General features: G+C 38.6%; 15 protein-coding genes. 4 read left to right on the top strand and 11 right to left on the bottom strand.

Going from position 1 to position 18037, the window contains the following annotated elements:
• Positions 1 to 95 precede the first annotated feature (95 nt).
• The 5 genes from P9E47_RS00340 to P9E47_RS00320 form a co-directional block, all read right to left on the bottom strand.
• Positions 96 to 2951 (bottom strand): S-layer homology domain-containing protein, encoded by a 2856-nt coding sequence (locus P9E47_RS00340; protein WP_326162210.1) that lies wholly within the window; start codon positions 2949 to 2951, stop codon positions 96 to 98.
• A gap of 71 nt (positions 2952 to 3022) precedes the next feature.
• Complete coding sequence (locus tag P9E47_RS00335) at positions 3023 to 3622, bottom strand: YdcF family protein (protein WP_326151906.1); 600 nt, start codon at positions 3620 to 3622, stop codon at positions 3023 to 3025.
• 2 nt (positions 3623 to 3624) lie between these two features.
• Complete coding sequence (locus P9E47_RS00330) at positions 3625 to 3789, bottom strand: hypothetical protein (protein ID WP_157382053.1); 165 nt, start codon at positions 3787 to 3789, stop codon at positions 3625 to 3627.
• A gap of 339 nt (positions 3790 to 4128) precedes the next feature.
• On the bottom strand, positions 4129 to 6279 hold the full coding sequence (locus tag P9E47_RS00325) for an efflux RND transporter permease subunit (protein ID WP_326162351.1): 2151 nt from the start codon (positions 6277 to 6279) through the stop codon (positions 4129 to 4131).
• Complete coding sequence (locus P9E47_RS00320; protein WP_326162209.1) at positions 6255 to 6548, bottom strand: hypothetical protein; 294 nt, start codon at positions 6546 to 6548, stop codon at positions 6255 to 6257. Before P9E47_RS00320 ends, P9E47_RS00325 begins: the two co-directional genes overlap by 25 nt.
• 445 nt (positions 6549 to 6993) lie before the next feature.
• On the opposite strand from P9E47_RS00320, the gene P9E47_RS00315 reads away from it, so the two are divergent.
• Both P9E47_RS00315 and P9E47_RS00310 read left to right on the top strand, forming a co-directional pair.
• Positions 6994 to 8703, top strand: a complete 1710-nt coding sequence (locus P9E47_RS00315; protein WP_326162207.1) for an SWIM zinc finger family protein — start codon at positions 6994 to 6996, stop codon at positions 8701 to 8703.
• On the top strand, positions 8696 to 11620 hold the full coding sequence (locus tag P9E47_RS00310; RefSeq protein ID WP_326162206.1) for a DEAD/DEAH box helicase: 2925 nt from the start codon (positions 8696 to 8698) through the stop codon (positions 11618 to 11620). The genes P9E47_RS00315 and P9E47_RS00310 overlap by 8 nt, the downstream gene beginning before the upstream one ends.
• Before the next feature lie 115 nt (positions 11621 to 11735).
• Here the strand turns inward: P9E47_RS00310 and P9E47_RS00305 are convergent, their stop codons facing one another.
• Positions 11736 to 12125 carry a hypothetical protein gene (locus P9E47_RS00305; protein WP_003329882.1) on the bottom strand — a complete coding sequence of 130 codons (390 nt, stop codon included), beginning with the start codon at positions 12123 to 12125 and terminating at the stop codon, positions 11736 to 11738.
• Positions 12126 to 12557: 432 nt separating this feature from the next.
• Here P9E47_RS00305 and P9E47_RS00300 point away from each other — a divergent pair, with 432 nt between their 5' ends.
• Entirely contained in the window at positions 12558 to 13619 is a 1062-nt protein-coding gene (locus P9E47_RS00300) for a multicopper oxidase domain-containing protein (RefSeq protein WP_003329883.1), read from the top strand.
• Positions 13620 to 13747: 128 nt separating this feature from the next.
• Here the strand turns inward: P9E47_RS00300 and ssb are convergent, their stop codons facing one another.
• Positions 13748 to 14209: a single-stranded DNA-binding protein gene (gene ssb / locus P9E47_RS00295; RefSeq protein WP_003329884.1), complete on the bottom strand. Its 462-nt coding sequence runs from the start codon at positions 14207 to 14209 to the stop codon at positions 13748 to 13750.
• A gap of 348 nt (positions 14210 to 14557) precedes the next feature.
• The gene (locus tag P9E47_RS00290) at positions 14558 to 14839 is read right to left on the bottom strand and encodes a hypothetical protein (RefSeq protein ID WP_003329885.1); all 282 of its coding nucleotides are present in this window, start codon (positions 14837 to 14839) and stop codon (positions 14558 to 14560) included.
• A 330-nt stretch (positions 14840 to 15169) separates the two neighbouring features.
• Here P9E47_RS00290 and P9E47_RS00285 point away from each other — a divergent pair, with 330 nt between their 5' ends.
• Positions 15170 to 15652 (top strand): YwpF family protein, encoded by a 483-nt coding sequence (locus P9E47_RS00285; protein ID WP_003329886.1) that lies wholly within the window; start codon positions 15170 to 15172, stop codon positions 15650 to 15652.
• Between the two features lie 49 nt (positions 15653 to 15701).
• Here the strand turns inward: P9E47_RS00285 and P9E47_RS00280 are convergent, their stop codons facing one another.
• From P9E47_RS00280 to dprA, 3 genes are all read right to left on the bottom strand, one after another.
• Entirely contained in the window at positions 15702 to 15869 is a 168-nt protein-coding gene (locus tag P9E47_RS00280; RefSeq protein WP_326162205.1) for a hypothetical protein, read from the bottom strand.
• A gap of 11 nt (positions 15870 to 15880) precedes the next feature.
• Entirely contained in the window at positions 15881 to 16324 is a 444-nt protein-coding gene (locus P9E47_RS00275) for a hypothetical protein (RefSeq protein ID WP_326162204.1), read from the bottom strand.
• Positions 16325 to 16916: 592 nt separating this feature from the next.
• Complete coding sequence (gene dprA, locus P9E47_RS00270; protein WP_326162202.1) at positions 16917 to 18023, bottom strand: DNA-processing protein DprA; 1107 nt, start codon at positions 18021 to 18023, stop codon at positions 16917 to 16919.
• Positions 18024 to 18037: the final 14 nt, after the last annotated feature.

Raw genomic sequence — 18037 nt, 5'->3', positions numbered from 1 at the left:
GGACACAGGACCGGGAACTGTGGTCCATATTCAAAAACAAAAATCCCCCCTCAAAACTAGTTTGAGGAGGGTTCCCATCTTCTTCATTAAAATTTTTACTCTTTATTCGTATTCATCTTGATGACACGCTCCATAAAGGATGAGAATTCTGCGCGTGTTGTTGGTTTCGATGGTTTGAAGCTTCCATCTTCGTAGCCACCTGTGACATTATTTGCTGCAAGGATAGCGATATCTTTAGCTGCCCAGTGGCTTGCTTTTACATCTGTAAATGTTTTGGTTGTTTCGCCTTCCAATTTGTAAGCGCGATTTAAGATGACAGCCATTTCTGCTCTTGTAAGCGGTGCATCTGGGGCAAATTTTCCACCTGGTTGGCCGTTGATGATGCCTGCTTCAGAAACAGCCTTGATGGCTGTGTACGCATAATGTGTATTTTTTACATCATTAAACGGAAGTGCCTTATCTTTTGAGTCTGTTAATTTAAATTCGCGGGCAATCATCGCTGCCGCCATTGCTCTTGTAATCTCGGCATTTGGTCTGAATGTGTTGTCCTCGTAGCCTTTGATAATACCTCTATTGCTTAAAAACACGACAGATTGGTAGGCCCAATGCTTGTTTGTAATGTCTTTAAAAGAAACATTTGGATCCGGAACTTGTCCAGAGCCTGTACCGTTGCCATTACCATTCCCAGCACCCTCATTTGGATTCGCCTGTGGTGCAGGATGATTATTCACATAAGCAGATTGTAAGCCATCAAAATAAATGGCACCTTTGTTTTGCTTTTCTTTTACAGCTTCCGCCACATAAATGCGATCGAACTTCAATGGAAGAGTTAAGTTTGCCGGAACCCCGGCACGAACATATTTCCAGCCTGTCCATGTTAATCCGTGTTCTTCTGTAAAATTAATCGTATGCTGCTTGCCTGTTCCATCCGTGATGTTGGCACGAAGCCAATGTCCTGCTCTATCACCTTTTACCCAAAGACCTAATTCTTTTGGATAACCTTTCAAATCGATTGGTGTTTTTGCAGAAGCGTAAGCTACTTTAATTCCTTCCTCGGCTGTTGTAAAGTCATATGAAAGTTTTAAAGAGTTTTTGCCCTCTTGAACATTGCCGCTACCTGATGCAAGTTCAACAGCTGCCTTTGCTTTTGCTTGATCTGCTGACCATTTTGCTAAAGATTCAAAGCCGTCAACCATGACTGGATCAACACCGACTTTTACAGGAATAGATGCCGTAACATTTTCGAATTGAGCAATAATATTTCCTGCTGCTTTTTCCTGACCTGCAATAAATTTACCATCAGGTGTGATTGTGCCGATATTTCCGTCAACTGACCATTTGATAACGGACTTGTCAAAAATAATGGGCTCGCCACCATTGTATATCGCATTCGCCGATAATTGAATCGATTCATTCGTTCCAATCACGACTGATTTTGGTTGAATTTCAATTTTATCAAGCTTGTCCACGACGGTTACTGGTACTTCACCAGTGGCATCGTTGTAACTTGCAATTATTTTTCCAGAGCCAGCATTTTCAGCTGTAAAAGTTAAACCACTAGTTGAGCCGACATTTCCATCGACCGATAAAGTGATGTCGTTCGCATTTACTTGAACCAGATTCATATATTGGTCAAGCGCATATTTATAGGCTAGCTGAACCTTTGTTCCTTTCAAAATTTTTCCATCAGGTTTTGTAAGTTTCAAAGTTTTAGGGTCACTTGTTGGTGCTGTACTAATAACTTGAAAAACAGAAGAAACCTTGCGTTCTACACCTTCTGATGGACTGTTCACTAATTTCGGCTGAGCTGTCCCAAGCTCACGCACCGCTATAGCTGTTGAACCGCCACCATCTAGATTGATAGCATTATAGGCACCAATTGAAATTAAATAGTTTGCAAACTCTCTTAGGGTCGCGCCGTTACTATAGCCGTTTTGACGTCCATCAACGGTTACTAAATAAACTTGGTCACCAGCTTGGTTTGTAGTTATCGCTGTACGTGGATGACGGCTTTTTGCAAAAGAATCATTTTCATCCATTGAAATCGAAACTTGTCCATTTTTCACAAGCTGCGGACCAGTTCCGATCACGTACTGTGCATCCTGCCAAACATCACCTAAAGATAGGCTAAGGTCAACCATGTCTCCTACCTGGACATTCTTTAGCTTCTCACTCCACTCTTGACCATGAGCAGAAATTACAAATCCGTTCGAAGGAATAGCGGCATTTCCACCTTCTCCGAATCTAGTAACCTTTGAAACTGTTCCGGTCATCGTTTGTCCAATGATTTGGCTTGATGGTGATGGTGTTACATCTGAAATGATAATCTCTGTGCCCCATTCATTTGTGCCTGTTGTTTGTTTTGGCGATTGATATAGGTGAATAGCCTTCTCTCCGCGAGTGCCATTGAATTTATCAAGATTTAAAGTCTGACCACCAATAGTTGTAATCATTTCAATTTTATATCGATCGATCACTGCTTTACCGTTACGGTTAATACCGAAGGCAATCGGTTCGTTTGTTGGACTTTTTGCAGTTTTCGTACCGGAAATACCGATATTAATTAACTTATTGTCTTTTGCGATTAAATTTACCGGCATTTTTCCAGCCATATCGAAAAATCCTGCGTTTGCCGCCCCTATTACAAAATGTCCTTCATAGTGATTTTGAAGGGCACGGTTTGATACTGTTGATACTGCCGTTAGCGGCTCAGGTAGACTTACCTCAAGCGCTGTGTACGGATCATTCAAATTAATATTTAATAGATTGACAGCACGGTGGTAACCGCCATTATATTGTTGCTTCGTATAAGTTACCCCTGGTGAAACTTGTGTGCTTACATCACTAAGCAACGTTCCAAAGGATGCAAAGGCAGAAGCGCCAAAGCTTTGGAAGACTAATAAAAACGTCAATAAAATTGTAGTAATCTTGGTGCGTTTCATACGTATCATTCACTATCTCTCCCTTTTGGGACACGGGGTCGGGTTCCGTGTCTCATTTACTTTCTTTTTGCTGAGTTCCCTTAGTATTTCAACCAATAAATGATAAACTTTGCCCACTCTGTCAATACGATTTGTTGTTTTTCAGAATCCTGCCACCAATCTCGAAGACTATCAATTCGGTCATCCGGGGCATTGGCATACGTTAGCTTAATATCTGAACCCGCAAATACTTTGTCGAAAATAAACTTACTTCGTTTCGAATGCCAATCAGTTGTCACGACGATAGCAGATTTAAAGCCGTTATCAAGCATCAACTTTTTCGAATAAACTGCATTTTCATAGGTGCTTCTAGAGTCGGTTTCTTTTTTTATCGCCGTATCCGGAATCCCAAGTTCGCTCGCCAAGACGATCATTTCATCTACAGCCTTTGTTCGCCACGAAAGATCTGTGCCATCTGAAAAAATCAATGTCCCCGCGAATCCTTGGTTGTAAAGTTCTACCGCTCTTTTAGTTCGCTCTCCTTTGATTTCCCCACCAAGAACAATGAGCGCATCGCTCTTTTCGGCTGTTTCATCGGCAATTAAAAAATCCGCCACAGATTGTAATAACGGATTTTTTACAACAAAACCTATTATTATTAAAATTAATAAAATCCCTAGAAAGATCTTCAGCTTGCTCATTATTACTTAGTACCCACAGATTTCATTTGTAAAATAATGTCCTGTACCATTTCCTTTGGATTATTAATAATTGATTTTTCACCTTTTTGATAAGCGGATTGGAGAATCGCCAAAAGCTCCACTTGATTTAATTTTCTCTCAGGTTCTTTTACAATCGTTTTACTCATTATGTATATCACCTTCAATTCTATTTATCTTTGTTTCTACTTAGGTCAAAAAATCTGCCAGCCCTCAAATTATATTTCATTCTAGTATCATATATGACGGCACAACACTATGTATTTCGACAAAGTCTCACAGTTTTTGTCCGTATCATTATAGCATATTTGTAAAATACTGTCTTTACAGAAAGAGAATTTAATAGCTTTGTAATATAATTGTTATTTAATGGGTGCCTGTCCCCACAGTGCAGTTTTACCTCTGCTACTATACAAAAAAGAGTGCCGCCCTATTAGGTTAAGCACTCCTACATTGAATCAACACTCCATTAAACTAACACTCACTACTTACATCTCCAACCCAGCTTCTTCTTCCACGCTATTCTTCTTGCCTTTTCTTGTAAACAGTCGCTTGAATCTACGCTTCGTTCCGCTGAGGAAGTCCTCTAAAATTGTGTAGACAACTGGGACGAACAACAGTGTAAAGCACATCGATGATGTTAAGCCGAAGATAACGACGACGGCAAGCGGCATTTGCGCTTCCGCCCCTTCTCCAATTCCAAGTGCCAATGGTACCATACCAAGGACGGTAGTCATTGTTGTCATCAAGATGGGACGTAAACGAGCTGGGCCTGCCTGCAAAATTGCTACTGTGCGCTCTACTCCACGACTTCTTAAAATATTAATGTAGTCAACGAGTACGATCGCGTTATTAACTACGATACCTGCCAAAATGATGATCCCGATAAAGGCTGGTACGCTGAATGACTGTCCTGTCACAACCAACCCAACGATAACCCCGATAACCGTTGTCGGCATCGCAAACATGATAACAAACGGATGGGCCAATGATTCAAACTGTACCGCCATAACAACATAAACTAAGAAAATTGAGAAAATCAACGCCAACGCTAAGTCTCCAAATGTTTCCTGCATATCCTCAGCCTGGCCACCAACTTTATACGTATAGCCTTCTGGGAAGTTCATCGTATTTAAAGCCGCCATCACTTCTTTCGTTGCCGTACCTAAATCTTTTCCATTTAAATCAGCCGTTACGTTAATTTGTCTTTGTTGATTTTCACGGGTGATTTGAGCCGGTCCTTGAATTTGCTTTAATTCGGCAACCGCTGAAAGCGGCAATAATGTACCAGATGGTGTTTGAATAAACATATTTTCTAAATCGTTAATCGTTACCCGTTTATCCTCTGGAAGAATGACACGGACATCGAATTCATCTCCGGCCTCACGATATTGTGTCGCTAGCTTTCCATTAAAACCAACCTCAACCTCGGACATGATTTGCGAATAGGATAAACCATATTGTGCAGCCACTTCACGATTGACAACAACCCTAATTTCCGGTCTGCCTTCTGCCGCAGAGTTCTCGATATTCGTTATCCCTTTAATCCCCTCCAAAAGCCATGTGATTTGATCACCGATTTCGGATAAAATTTCCTGTTCAGGTCCTTGAACACTGATCTGTACCGGCTTTCCTGTACCAAGCCCTGCCTCCATTGCCGACACCTTAATTTCAGCACCTGGAATGTTGGCAACATCAGCACTTAATTTTTCAACAAATTGTTTTGTCGTTAGATCTCGTTCATTTTTCTTGACTAACTGAATTTGGAACAAGCCCGTGTTCGTGCTGCTTTGTGTACCCGTCATTTGGTCCGTTCCAATTGATAGGTAATTCACTTCAATTAAGTCTTTATATTTTTCAAGCTTTTCTTGGATTTCGTTTGCAACGGCAGTCGTTTCTTCAAGAGTCGAGCCCGCTGGTGCTTCTAAATTAATCTGAAGCTGTCCTTGGTCTGATGCCGGTATATTTTCCGCACCTAACATCGGTGTTAACCCAAGACTTGCAATAATCAAAACGATAGTAGCGAACACCGTTGTTTTTCGATGACCCAACACCCACTTTAATGATTTTTGATAAAAATGATCTAGTTTTCTAAAAAAGCCAGCAAACTTCCCTTTTTGCTTATCATATTTGTCAATTGGTTTAGTTAAAAGCTTCGATGCTAAAACCGGTACCAACGTAATTGCCACTGCAAGCGAGCCGATTAACGAGAACGAAACGGCCAAAGCAAGTGGTGTAAATAATTCTGATGCCATCCCTTCCACGAAAACAATCGGTAAAAATACAACCAAGGTTGTTGTTGTAGACGCGATTACCGCTGAGCCAATTTCGGATGCTCCTTGAATAGCAGCTTCCTTTACAGAAGCACCATTTTGACGGTATCTAAAAATATTTTCTAAAATAACAATCGAGTTATCGACCATCATCCCAATGCCGAGCGCCAAACCGCCCAAGGACAGGATATTTAACGTCTGACCTGCAAAATACATCATCGCAAAGGTTGAAATGATAGCGAACGGGATTGATACCGCAATAACAAATGTCGGTCTCAAGCTTCGCAAAAATAACAACAGCACAAAGATAGACAAAAGACCACCAGTGATCATATTAGATGTTACCGATTTAATAGAGTCTCGGATAAACGTTGAAGTATCAAATACATTGAAGAGTTTGACACCCTCTGGTAATTTTTTGTTACATTTACATCCGCCTTCATCGTCCCAACAATCTCTTTATCTACCGTTAAAGAGCTGTTCGTAATTTTGGAAACCTTGACGGGAGTTTGCTTTTCCTCCTGCGTTTCTTGGCCAACTGGTTTTGCAGCACATCCAGATCCCGCAAAAGCAATCGAGGCAGCTGCCAAGAGAACCATCCCATGTTTTAAATGCCTTTCTAAAGGATGCTTCATAAAAAATCTCCTTCCATGTTTAAGTAGATTAACAGAATTCTAGTTTCGGTTTGTGGTGGTGTTATGGATAACATTTGTTCAACATGTAAAACTATAAAGTCGAAAAATGCCCCGTTTAATTAGTACGTTGGATCAGGCGAAAGGTTTCATATAATTTAACTTATTTTCATAAATTTAACATTACTGTAAAAATAGTTGAAAATGAGGATCTTCACTGAATGAGATTAAATTCGTTTTTCGAAGAATAGCGATAAGATGGAATTTTGTATTATAATGAAAGGATAGTCAACTGGGATTGGTTTGCCGCGTTGGGGATGTGGGGGCGGGTTCGTTGTCCCACAGTTTCGGGGGAATCTTCGGGCGGAGCCACAGTTCCCGACCCTGCGTCCCAATTGCACGCGTAAAACTGCGGGCCCAGTCTAAAAATTGGTGGTGTCTCTTTTACATGTTAGTGAACAAAATTCCAAAGGATAAAATTAAATATTGCATTGAAAATCTTGAAACAATGTTTGACCCTCAGGTTGAACGTGATTATAGCATGCTGAAACAAGCCCTTTCATTGTTTAGAAATGGTGCTGTTTATAATGCGGCTATTGAAGGTGATACGATCACTGCCGCCGTTCAGGATAAGAGCGACACCTATACAACCACACTGGAGCTAGATTTTATGGAGATCAGCTTTTGCAGCTGTCAGCTAAAAGACGAGATTTTTTGTGTTCATAAATTAGCGACGCTTTTTTATATTTTTTCCTTATTTGACAGCCCTGGAGAGTTTTTTAATCAGTGGAAGGAAGGATTCAAGTATACCGCTACTGAAAAAATGCCGCCAATTACGAAAAAACCAATATTGGAAGAACCCAAGAAAAAAGAGCGCACCTATCAAGAGGATTCGCTTGAAAGCTGGCTCACCTTTTTTAACGAAAAATATATTCAGTTTTCAAAAAAACGAGAAGCGCGCATGTCGACGTACTGGAATTATCAGCGGAGCACCAATTTGGCTGAGGATCTTTATGAGACCTTTTATCCCACCTTACTCGATACGGTGATGCCATCATCACCCATTGGTGAAAATTTATTTCATTTCCACGCAGCGCTTTCAGTTTTTGAAAAAATATTAGAGAATGCAGCGGATATTTATTCGTCCTCATATTCAAATCACTATACCCGCAAATATTTAGGTGAAATTCTGGCTGACATCGCAGAACTTGCATTCAATGTGCGCAAAAGCATTATAGAACGGACAAACGCTGATGAAAAAATCCTTAGCGAAACACCCGAGCGGTTGGTGAACATTTTATTAATGACCAGGGATTTTCAATATGATCGCTTATATCTGTTTCAAATTGCATGTTCCAATTTAATTTTGACAAAAGAGCAGTTAGACAGCCTCAAACGCAAGCTTCTTGCACGGGGCAAAAAAGAAGAGAAATTGAAAGCGCTCGGAAAAGTTAATTTCTCATCTGAATGTAGATTGGCTTTAGCCCACCTTGATTTTATCGTTGAAAAGGACAAAGTGGCCATTAAACGTCTTTCGGATGGCCCAGCAAACGAAGTGTATTATTATACAACATGGTTTAAATCATTGGCGCAAAATAAAGTTTGGGATCGGTTTAAAATCTGGCTTTCTTTTATTGAAAAAAGAATGAATGAATACATCCATCAATATGGGGAGCAGCAATTAAAACGAGAGTTAACGACATTTTATTTATTTTATATAAAAGGATATGCAAACGAAAAAGGCAAAGAAGACGTTTACATCAATACATTGCAAACATGGCTCCCGTATAGCTACGGTGATTTCTGTGATTATTTATTGGAACAAAAAGAATTCCGGATGTGGACTGAGCTTCAATTGTTTGCTGGAATCGCCATCGAAAATATTGATAAAGGGCTTCTAAAGGAAATTGAGGAAAAAGATCGGTCATGCCTCCTGCCGCTCTATCATCATGCGGTGGAAGCCGCCATTTCCGAGAAAAGCCGGGATGCCTACAAACAGGCCGTCAAATATTTGCGGAAGCTCCGCACGCATTATAAGTCTTTGAAAAAAGAGGACGTTTGGAACAGCTATATTCATATGCTTTCTGCAAAATATAAGCGATTAAGAGCCTTTCAAGAGGAATTGCGAAAAGGGAAAGGAAAATTAATCAATGATTAAACAACTTCAGTACGAAATTCAAGTCGATTATTTGGATTCTAATCAATTTATTATTTATGCAAAACATTTAGAGCAAAACGGGAGACGAGCCGCGCTGGGAGATTGGCGCCCACTTCTTTTTTCGTGGCATGCCGAAAGTTACTTTGGAACAAAGTTTCCTGAAGTCGGTGAAGGAGTTCAGTTATCTTCATGGGACATTTTGCAGTTTTTTTCGGATGCGGCGCATCAAAGTTCACTTTTTTCGTTTTCTTTTGATAAGAGTGTTGAATGGCTTCGGAAATGGGCTCCTGTGATTTTTACCGAAGTAGTAGAGGGCCGGATTGTACCGGATTTTGCACAGTGGAATGCCGGTAAGTTCGGTTGGAAGCTGATGAATAGTTTTAGCGAATTAAAAATAGAGGAAGAAAGTTCTTTATTTACATTTTCGTTCATTCGCAAATGGTTATCGGAAGCCATTATGGAGTTTGTCGAGAAGGATGAAGCCCTAGGTACACGCTGGGCCAAAATCTTGGAAAAACATCCAGCTTTATTGAAACAAAACAAAGGATCAGACGAGACCGTTGTCTTTATTAATGAAGAAACCTGGTTAGAGCAAATTGGCTGGACTCCGGACCAGGCACCGTTTACCGTTGAACTCAGGTTAAGTGAACCGGTGGATGAATCAACGGATGAGGCGTTGGATGATTCAATGGTGAATATGCCATCGGGTGTCCCAGAAGCGGAAACGGGTAGCGGAAACTCCTGGACTCTAGATATTCTTTTACGAGATAAAACAAATGCGAATCATTGGATTGAATGGAAAAACAACGATACAGCGAGTGCAGTTCCAGTTGAGTGGCATAGTTTCCTTAGTAAAATAACGAAAAGCATCGAGCTTTGGGGCCATATCGTTCCATGGCTTAAATCTGCCAATCCAGATGAAGGCATCATCCATTCGCTTCGAGAAGACCAAGCTTGGACATTTTTATCCGAATCAAGCATTCAGCTTGCTGAAGCCGGGGTTGAAATCCTCCTCCCATCCTGGTGGCAGGAAATTCGAGCCATGAACCCGAAGATGAAAATTCAACTGCGGTCTTCAGTGGGGTCTACTCAGCAATCACTTTTAGGCTTACAAGCGATTGGGGACTTTGATTGGAAATTTGCAACCGGAAATGCTGAGCTTGATGAAAATGAATTTTTACAATTAGTAGAGCAAAATCGGCGTTTAGTCAAAGTGAACGGAAAATGGATGAAGCTTGACCCAGCTTTTATCAAGCAAGTAAAAGAAATCATGGTGCGTGTGAAAAAAGAAGGGCTCTCCTTCCAAGATATTCTTGCACAGGAATTAATGACAGCCGGCACACCAGGTGATCAGGATAATGACGAACTTGATAACCCGTTATCGCAAATCCAAATCGGTCTCAACACTCATTTGGAAAAATTAATTTTTCAATTGCATAACATAACATCGATTCCTTCTATTAATATACCAAATAGCTTGCACGGTGAATTACGCGCCTATCAAAAGCATGGTGTAGAATGGCTTGTATTTTTACGAAAGTTCGGATTTGGTGCATGTTTGGCCGATGATATGGGCCTCGGGAAGACAGTCCAAATGATCACTTATTTTTTATATATAAAAGAACTTGAAAAACCTAAAATGCCAGCACTCATTATTTGCCCAACTTCTGTACTTGGAAACTGGCAACGTGAGTTACAAAAGTTTTCTCCAATGTTAAATGTACACCTTCATTATGGGAGTTCGAGAAAAAAAGGTGAAGAGTTGGCTCAAACCGTTACCGACTACGATATCGTGCTAACCTCCTACGGGTTATCCGCAATGGATGAGGAAGATCTTAAAGCAATTTCATGGAGTACGATTTGTCTTGATGAAGCCCAAAATATAAAAAATGCTTTTACAAAACAATCAAAAGCGATACGGAGCTTCAACGGTCAACATCATATTGCTTTGACCGGTACGCCGATTGAAAACCGACTCACCGAGCTTTGGACTATTTTTGATTTTATAAACAGAGGATATTTAAGCAGCCTCCACTCTTTTTCGAGACGGTATGTAGCGCCAATTGAGAAAAATAAAGATGAAAAAAAGATCAAACAAGTGCAGCAGCTTGTTAAACCGTTTCTATTGAGACGGACAAAAAAAGACGAAATTGTAAGTTTGAACCTACCAGATAAACAGGAACAAAAAGAGTACATCCCGCTTACGGTGGAACAGGCATCGCTTTATGAGCAGCTTATTCAAGATACGTTTGACAGAATTGAAAAGCTGTCAGGAATGGAGCGACGCGGACTTATCTTATCGATGTTAACAAAGCTGAAGCAAATTTGTAACCATCCGGCGCTTTATTTAAAGGATGCTTTTTCAGAACTTTCTTTACTGGAACGTTCTAACAAAATGGAAAAACTAATTGAATTGCTTGAAAATATTTTGAACCAGGGTGAAAGCAGTCTTATTTTTACCCAATATATTGGGATGGGAAAAATGATTCAACATGTTATTCAGGAGCACTTTGGTGAGACCGTTCATTTTCTGCAAGGCAGCTTGAGGAAGCAGGATCGGGATAACATCATTGATTCTTTCCAGGATGGCCAACAAAAGCTGCTGGTTTTGTCGTTAAAGGCCGGTGGAACCGGGCTAAACCTTACAGCAGCCAACCACGTTATTCATTATGACCGTTGGTGGAATCCAGCTGTCGAAAACCAAGCAACCGACCGGGCTTATCGAATCGGACAAAAACGCTTTGTCCATGTTCACAAACTTATTACTACCGGGACATTGGAAGAAAAAATTGATGAAATGATTGAGAAAAAGAAATCATTGAGCGACGACATCATATCGGGAGAAAATTGGATCACTGAGCTTTCAACAGATGAACTTCGCGACTTGTTCACACTCCGGAAAGATTGGAATGAATGAAAATAACCGAAATGGGCATCCACGGATTCCGATAATGGAGAAAAACGACAACGTTAGAAAAAATGAATTAGCAGGCCAATTCGCATAGTGTTTTGGTCTGCTTTTCCATTAACGATTAATTTTCAATTCTTTTTTCAAGTTGGAACAATCGCTTGTCCATTTCAGTTATTCGATTATTGATATAATCCGCCTCAAAATCTGTTTTCTTTTTTGTCTGCTTCAACAATCCTATAACATCTTCTGTTTGAGAAACCTCTATTCTATTTACCGTTTCTTTAATTTCTTGTATATTAGCTTTTACTGGTTTCATATCCTTTTGTAATTCCGATACATCAGTGCTTACTGTTTTCATGTCTATTTGCAATTCCGATACATCAGTGCTTACTGTTTTCATGTCTATTTGCAATTCCGGCAAAATCTCAGTTTTTACCGTTTTCATATCATCTTGTAGTGTTTTCATATCATTCTGTAATTCTAATAAGATCTCAAGAATTCTTTTTTCCATTCTATTCACCTACCATACAGTTATTATAATACGGATTAATACTTCTGACTACGGGCTTTTCCATATTACATTCCCCTACTGAAGTCCCTACTTTTTGTGTGTATAGTAAATCCATCACGCATCGAAAAATTTTCCTTGTTTTCACCCTTTTTCCTTCACATTTTAATCAAAATTTAGCCATAGATTCGACACAGGTGTCTATTTTAATTTTTGATTGCGATGTTACAATAAAAGTGTAAAGAGTAATATTACTATAACAACAATAAAAACCTTAACAATGAAGGATGTGGTGCAAATCAGTATTCAAAATGTGAATTTCATTAGGAATAAAGCACCTAAAAATTTTTATGTATCTTTGTGAAATTCTTCACATATTCAATATTTCATTATTAAAATATAAAATTGTTTAAAAACTAATATGAGGTGATTAATATGTTAAAAGGTAAAAAATTAGCATTGCCTGTTTTAGTAAGTGCATCATTATTCTTAGCAGCTTGTGGTTCAAATGCAGTTAAGCAAGATGTCGCTCCACCTCCAGAACAACCAAAAGAAGTAGCAGCTCAAACTGAAGTAATCGCACCACATAAAGACTTAAACCAAGCACCAGTACCATTAAAAATGGAACGTGTGGGTGAACATGAAGTAAATGTTGAAATGACAGCTCAGATTACTGATATTGAAATAGATAAAGGAAAATCATATAAAGCTTGGACATTTAACGGCGAAGCGCCAGGTCCACTAGTAGTTGTGAATGAAGGAGATACCATTAATTTTACACTTAAAAATATGGACCCTTCTATACCACACAGCATGGACTTTCACGCAGTACACGCATCACCATCTAAATCTTTTATTGATGTAATGCCAAATGAATCTGGAACATTCACTTATAAAGCAAGCAACCCAGGTGTATTTATGTATCACTGTGGAACGAAGCCTGTGTTAGCACATATCGCTAACGGTATGCATGGCGTCATTATTGTAAAACCGAAAAATGGATATCCAACTGACAATCAAATCGATAAAGAGTTTGTAATTGTTCAAAACGAATGGTACAAATATAACGATTTAGACGATATGACAAACGGCGTACCAAGCCAAGTTGTATTCTCTACTAAAGCTTTAAAAGAAGGCCAACCAAATACAAATGGCGACACTTACTCATTAAAAGAAAAACCGCTTTTAGCTAAAGTTGGTGACCGCATCAGAATTTATGTTAATAACGTTGGTCCAAACGAAGTAAGCTCATTCCACGTTGTTGGTACAGTATTTGATGATGTTTATATTGACGGCAACCCTGCTAATCATTACAAAGGAATGCAAACAGTAATGTTACCTGCCAGCGGCGGTGCAGTTGTAGAATTTACAGTGGTTGAAGAAGGCAGCTACTCCATCGTTACACACCAATTTAACCATGTACAAAAAGGTGCAGCAGCCATTATTAAGGTTACAAAAGATGGTACAGATGACGGTTCAGCAACAATGAGCCACTAATTCTACAATATTTCTAGTAGATTAAAAGATTGCATAGCCTATATGTATAGAAAAATCAGGTGAAGTAGTGATACGTTCCACCTGATTTTTCTTTTTTTATGGTGAAAAATCTAAGTAGGGTGGATTGTCTATTGGATGACTGATCGGGCTATTTCCTTTTGCATTTCCGGCTGTCCCTCTCTAATAAGAACAGCTTCGGTGTTATGATTGGCAGTATTATTATTGTTTGTCACTGCATTATTACTATGGCTCTGGCTCGAATTTTTATTATTTTTCAAAGAAATAAACTTGATATCCTCTGCCACAACCTCAGTTACGTAAACGCGTTTACCTTCGCTATTTTCATAATGCCTTGATTGGAGCCTTCCAGTTATTCCGATCAGGGACCCTTTTAGGCAAAAGTTCGCTACTGTTTCCGCTGGTTTACGCCAAATATTGCAATTCACAAAATCGGTATCATACCCGCCATTCGCATTTTTAAAGTTACGATTTAAGGCAATTGTAAAATTGGAAACTGCAACCCCGTCACCAGTATATCGAAGCTCCGGGTCTTTTGTAATTCTACCAACTAAAGTAACCTGATTTATCATTAATCATCACACTCCTTATCAAATGCGCCTTGAACCCTCCACTTATGGAAGTGGGAGACATTTGCTGAATTAAGTTAATATATTGATAGAATGAAAAAATCAACACCTCCTATTTCGCGAAAATTGAAGTGGGGATGCTCTTTCTTTTTACCTCAACCTTAGCAAAATGAAGAATCGCAGGCATTGATTCTTTTGGCGAGGATAAAACATTTCGTCAGAAAGAGAAAGAAAGACCATGCAGGGGATTTCTAAGTAAGTAGATTGCTGGATTACAAATGATTGCATTTTCATGGGGTGAATGATTGACTTAAAGTGCAGCATGATGAGGAAAAATTGTGTAAAGTTGCTCTAATGAACGCTCCTCAGTGGTTTTAAAATCCCCTTACAGCTAAAGCACAGCCTCTTGACTGGCTTAACTTTAAATACTTTGATTTCAATTCCAGGTTTTTGTTCCAACTTATAATGATCCATTAATAAAAAAACGCTATTCTTTACAATCAACTCCTTCCTGCTTAACCTTGGATTTTTCTTGAAATGCTCCTCCGATAAAGCTACATATGTCACTAATAAAAGCGGTGGCCGATCCGGCCTTTTTATGACAAAAGACACATCATATTCCTCCAGCTTCATTTGCTTGCCCTCCTTTCTTACTATATAAAATACTAACAAAAGCGTTTTCATGCAAATCGCTAATTTTGAAAATCTGAGGGTAAAATATACTTGAATTTTCAAAATTTCCTTAGGAGATTTTCAAAATCTCAAGGGTAAAATAGCTGAAAAATTAAAAATTCAACAAAATCGCAATATTTTCGTGCAAATTTTTTCATAGTGGTACGTCAGTGGTGCCTGTCCCCACATCGCGGTTGGGGTGGTAGTTGGAATTTCTGAAATGTTAAAAATTACTTCAATCGTGGTATAATATAGATTGAGACAGAAACCTGAAAGGAAGGTGGCCTGCCTATGAAGTCATTTCGACTATGTTCATTAACGGTATTTACAGAAGCAAATAACCAAACAACTAAGCATGATATTCCACTTTTTGAAGGATTAATTATTAATAAAGAAAACCCAAACGACCACTGGCTTATTGAGGGCCTAATAGAAAAAGGCCTTTTTCAATTTTTCAATAGCTTAAAAGAGAAAAATGAAACGATGCTAGTGGAAGCAGCGATCACCAGCAAAGATAACCCTCCTGCGTCTTTTGTGGCAAAAGTAAGAATTATTAAACTCATTAACGACCATCTTCAACTTCTTCTAGAGGCAAAAAGATTAACTCGCAAAGATACATTTTCCGAAATTATTTTGAAGGATTTAATTGATAGAGGGATTTCAGGGGAAAATTTGTTAAAAGATTTTAAACGAATCAAAAAAGAGCGCGGTGTAGAATTCCGCAAGTTGGTTGAGAACGATATAAAAGAAATGAAAGAAAAAAATTATTTTTAAGAACACAAAAAAGCTTGTCCGCAAAAAGACAAGCTTTTTCTATTTCACCCTATTTACATTTAATTGGGCAAGATGCCCCAGCTTCTGGAGGTGAGTCATTTTTATCTTTTAATAAAACAATTAAATAGCGGTCCTTGCTAATGTAGTTTCTTTTTGCATGTATTTTAAAGCCTTTTTCATTTATCTGTGAATGTTGTTTATGACCTTTTTCATTCATAGAATAATACCTCAACTTTCATTACTTTTGGCTTGATAAAGTAATGGTGATAAATTGGAGACTAAATAATGCACTTCATCCATGTCTTCATAATTCTCTCTTCCTTGTTTTATAAACTCTACAAATGAATTTAAAATTGCCGCTATTTGATTTTGTGGCAGTACCTCCTCTTTTTGATCCAAAATAGATATAACTTCTTTTATGGTATTGGTGTTTTTGTTCATTGTTTTTGAAAAACTGAATGCTAAAGCAATTTGAAGGCTTTCGTAGGTGGATTTTGGCAGATATATCGGATATTGTTTTTCACAATCTTTTTGGAGCTTGTATAACATCTCTAAAACACGATCAATTAGAACCTTCGAGGAAGTACGGTTTAACCTATTCAATTCTGGTTTTGTTTCTTTCGGATCTACAAAAAACGTTACTTTTTTAGCCTTTAATTTTATCTTTTGCATTTTCTTTTTCTCTCCCTTCCTTTTTCAAAAAAATCCGCTGGATGAAGGCTCACCCAGCGGTCTACCAGAGGATTCCAGCTCGGTACTCCAGGGTGGTGCGAGGCATTACCTAATAAAGCGGGGCATTTTATGAAGTAATGCTTCCTATATTATGTAAAGAGCACGATAAGCAATACCTTGGAGGAGGATAAAAAATTGACTGAATGCGTTTTCAATTTATTACTGCTTATCACCTCTATACTAACGTGACTAAAAAGACCCATCTTGCAAGAAAGGATGCTCTAAGCCAGGACTTTGGGATTAGATTATAAAAGCAAAGTTACATAAAACTAGCGACATAATGGATTGGACCGAAAAGTAGAATAATAGACAGGAAATAGAGTTGAAATTTGTTTTGAGAGAAGATCATTTGACAGGAAGAACCCGGATGAGGATTTTACAATTGTGTATTTACTGTGTTCAACAAATAAAATAGTAGCCAAATATGACACCTCTCGTCAAATGGTAGCGTTTTTTTATAAGTTGTGTCGAAAATTATGTTGTAAGTATATCACAGAAACTAAAAGTTAGTAAATAGTTTTTTGAAATTTTTTTATTTATTACGGAAAATATTCTCCCCATGGATTTTTATTTTTCCCTTTAATTCCAGATTAAAGAGCAATTCTTCCAGATTGCTAGTTGAAATTTTAAGGATATTTTGGATCTCTGATACTTGTTTTGGGTTTTCTTCAAGTATTTTTAATAGTTTCCTTTCAATTGGATTGAGATTCTCTGCTTCTAGTAATTGTAGTTTGATAGACTTTTTTGTAGGATAGACCCATTTTCCTTCGGTTTTTGAATGTTCCTTTAGGTTGAGTGACATTATTCCAAGATAAGGCTTAGCAATCGATTGTAAAAGTAAATTTGTTCCCCTTCCATTAGGTTCGTCTATACGGTTTGGAACAGCAAATATTTCTCTACTATACTTTTTCGCAAAGTCCACTGTTGTTAGCGCCCCACTTTTTTCACCTGCTTCAACAACGATTACCTTGTCTGACCAAGCACCGATTAAGGCATTTCTTTTTAAAAAATATTTAGGATGAGCATTTGTGCCCGGTGGATATTCCGACAAAATGGCTCCATTTTCAATAATTTGCTCGTAAAGCGAGCGGTGTTCGGATGGATAACATATATCCACACCATTTGCGAGAAAGGCCAGGGTATACCCATTATTTTTGAGCGCTGTTGTATGGGCATAACTGTCTATGCCCTTTGCCATTCCACTTACAATTGTGATGTTCTGTTTTGAAGTTTCAGCCGCAATTTGTTCGGTTACTTTTTTACCATAATCTGTACATCTTCTGGAACCGACAATTGCAATTGAATTTCTCGGCGGTCTAATCTCTCCTTTAACATATAGGACTATTGGGGATTCTGGACAACCTTTTGCAATTCCAGAATAATTTTGACTATCTATTGTTAAAATATTTATTTTTTGCTTCTCACATTTGTCTTTCATGTATTTTGCTCTATCAAGAGAATGATTGGAGATGAAAGACTGGATGGCACGGGTACTTAGACCTTTAATATTTTTCTGCAGGTCTTCATCACTTGCCGCATAGACCTTTTCAGGTGTTCCATAATATTCCAGTAATCTTTTTTGCAAAACAGGCCCGATATGAGGGATTAAGGAAAGCCACAACCAATATATTTCTTCCATGCTATCACCAACAT

Origin of the sequence: Schinkia azotoformans, assembly GCF_035811335.1 — a bacterium.
Taxonomy (GTDB): Bacteria; Bacillota; Bacilli; order Bacillales; family Bacillaceae_J; genus Schinkia; species Schinkia azotoformans.
The sequence above is the reverse complement of the archived record's forward strand: the minus strand, read 5'-3'. Positions and strand labels throughout refer to the sequence as shown.

Excerpts from the sequence above, each read along its gene's own strand:
- P9E47_RS00340 (WP_326162210.1), bottom strand. The coding sequence starts at position 2,951 with ATGATACGTATGAAACGCACCAAGATTACTACAATTTTATTGACGTTT.
- P9E47_RS00335 (WP_326151906.1), bottom strand. The coding sequence starts at position 3,622 with ATGAGCAAGCTGAAGATCTTTCTAGGGATTTTATTAATTTTAATAATA.
- P9E47_RS00330 (WP_157382053.1), bottom strand. The coding sequence starts at position 3,789 with ATGAGTAAAACGATTGTAAAAGAACCTGAGAGAAAATTAAATCAAGTG.
- P9E47_RS00320 (WP_326162209.1), bottom strand. The coding sequence starts at position 6,548 with ATGAAGCATCCTTTAGAAAGGCATTTAAAACATGGGATGGTTCTCTTG.
- P9E47_RS00315 (WP_326162207.1), top strand. The coding sequence starts at position 6,994 with ATGTTAGTGAACAAAATTCCAAAGGATAAAATTAAATATTGCATTGAA.
- P9E47_RS00310 (WP_326162206.1), top strand. The coding sequence starts at position 8,696 with ATGATTAAACAACTTCAGTACGAAATTCAAGTCGATTATTTGGATTCT.
- P9E47_RS00305 (WP_003329882.1), bottom strand. The coding sequence starts at position 12,125 with ATGGAAAAAAGAATTCTTGAGATCTTATTAGAATTACAGAATGATATG.
- P9E47_RS00300 (WP_003329883.1), top strand. The coding sequence starts at position 12,558 with ATGTTAAAAGGTAAAAAATTAGCATTGCCTGTTTTAGTAAGTGCATCA.
- ssb (WP_003329884.1), bottom strand. The coding sequence starts at position 14,209 with ATGATAAATCAGGTTACTTTAGTTGGTAGAATTACAAAAGACCCGGAG.
- P9E47_RS00290 (WP_003329885.1), bottom strand. The coding sequence starts at position 14,839 with ATGAAGCTGGAGGAATATGATGTGTCTTTTGTCATAAAAAGGCCGGAT.
- P9E47_RS00285 (WP_003329886.1), top strand. The coding sequence starts at position 15,170 with ATGAAGTCATTTCGACTATGTTCATTAACGGTATTTACAGAAGCAAAT.
- P9E47_RS00280 (WP_326162205.1), bottom strand. The coding sequence starts at position 15,869 with ATGAATGAAAAAGGTCATAAACAACATTCACAGATAAATGAAAAAGGC.
- P9E47_RS00275 (WP_326162204.1), bottom strand. The coding sequence starts at position 16,324 with ATGCAAAAGATAAAATTAAAGGCTAAAAAAGTAACGTTTTTTGTAGAT.
- dprA (WP_326162202.1), bottom strand. The coding sequence starts at position 18,023 with ATGGAAGAAATATATTGGTTGTGGCTTTCCTTAATCCCTCATATCGGG.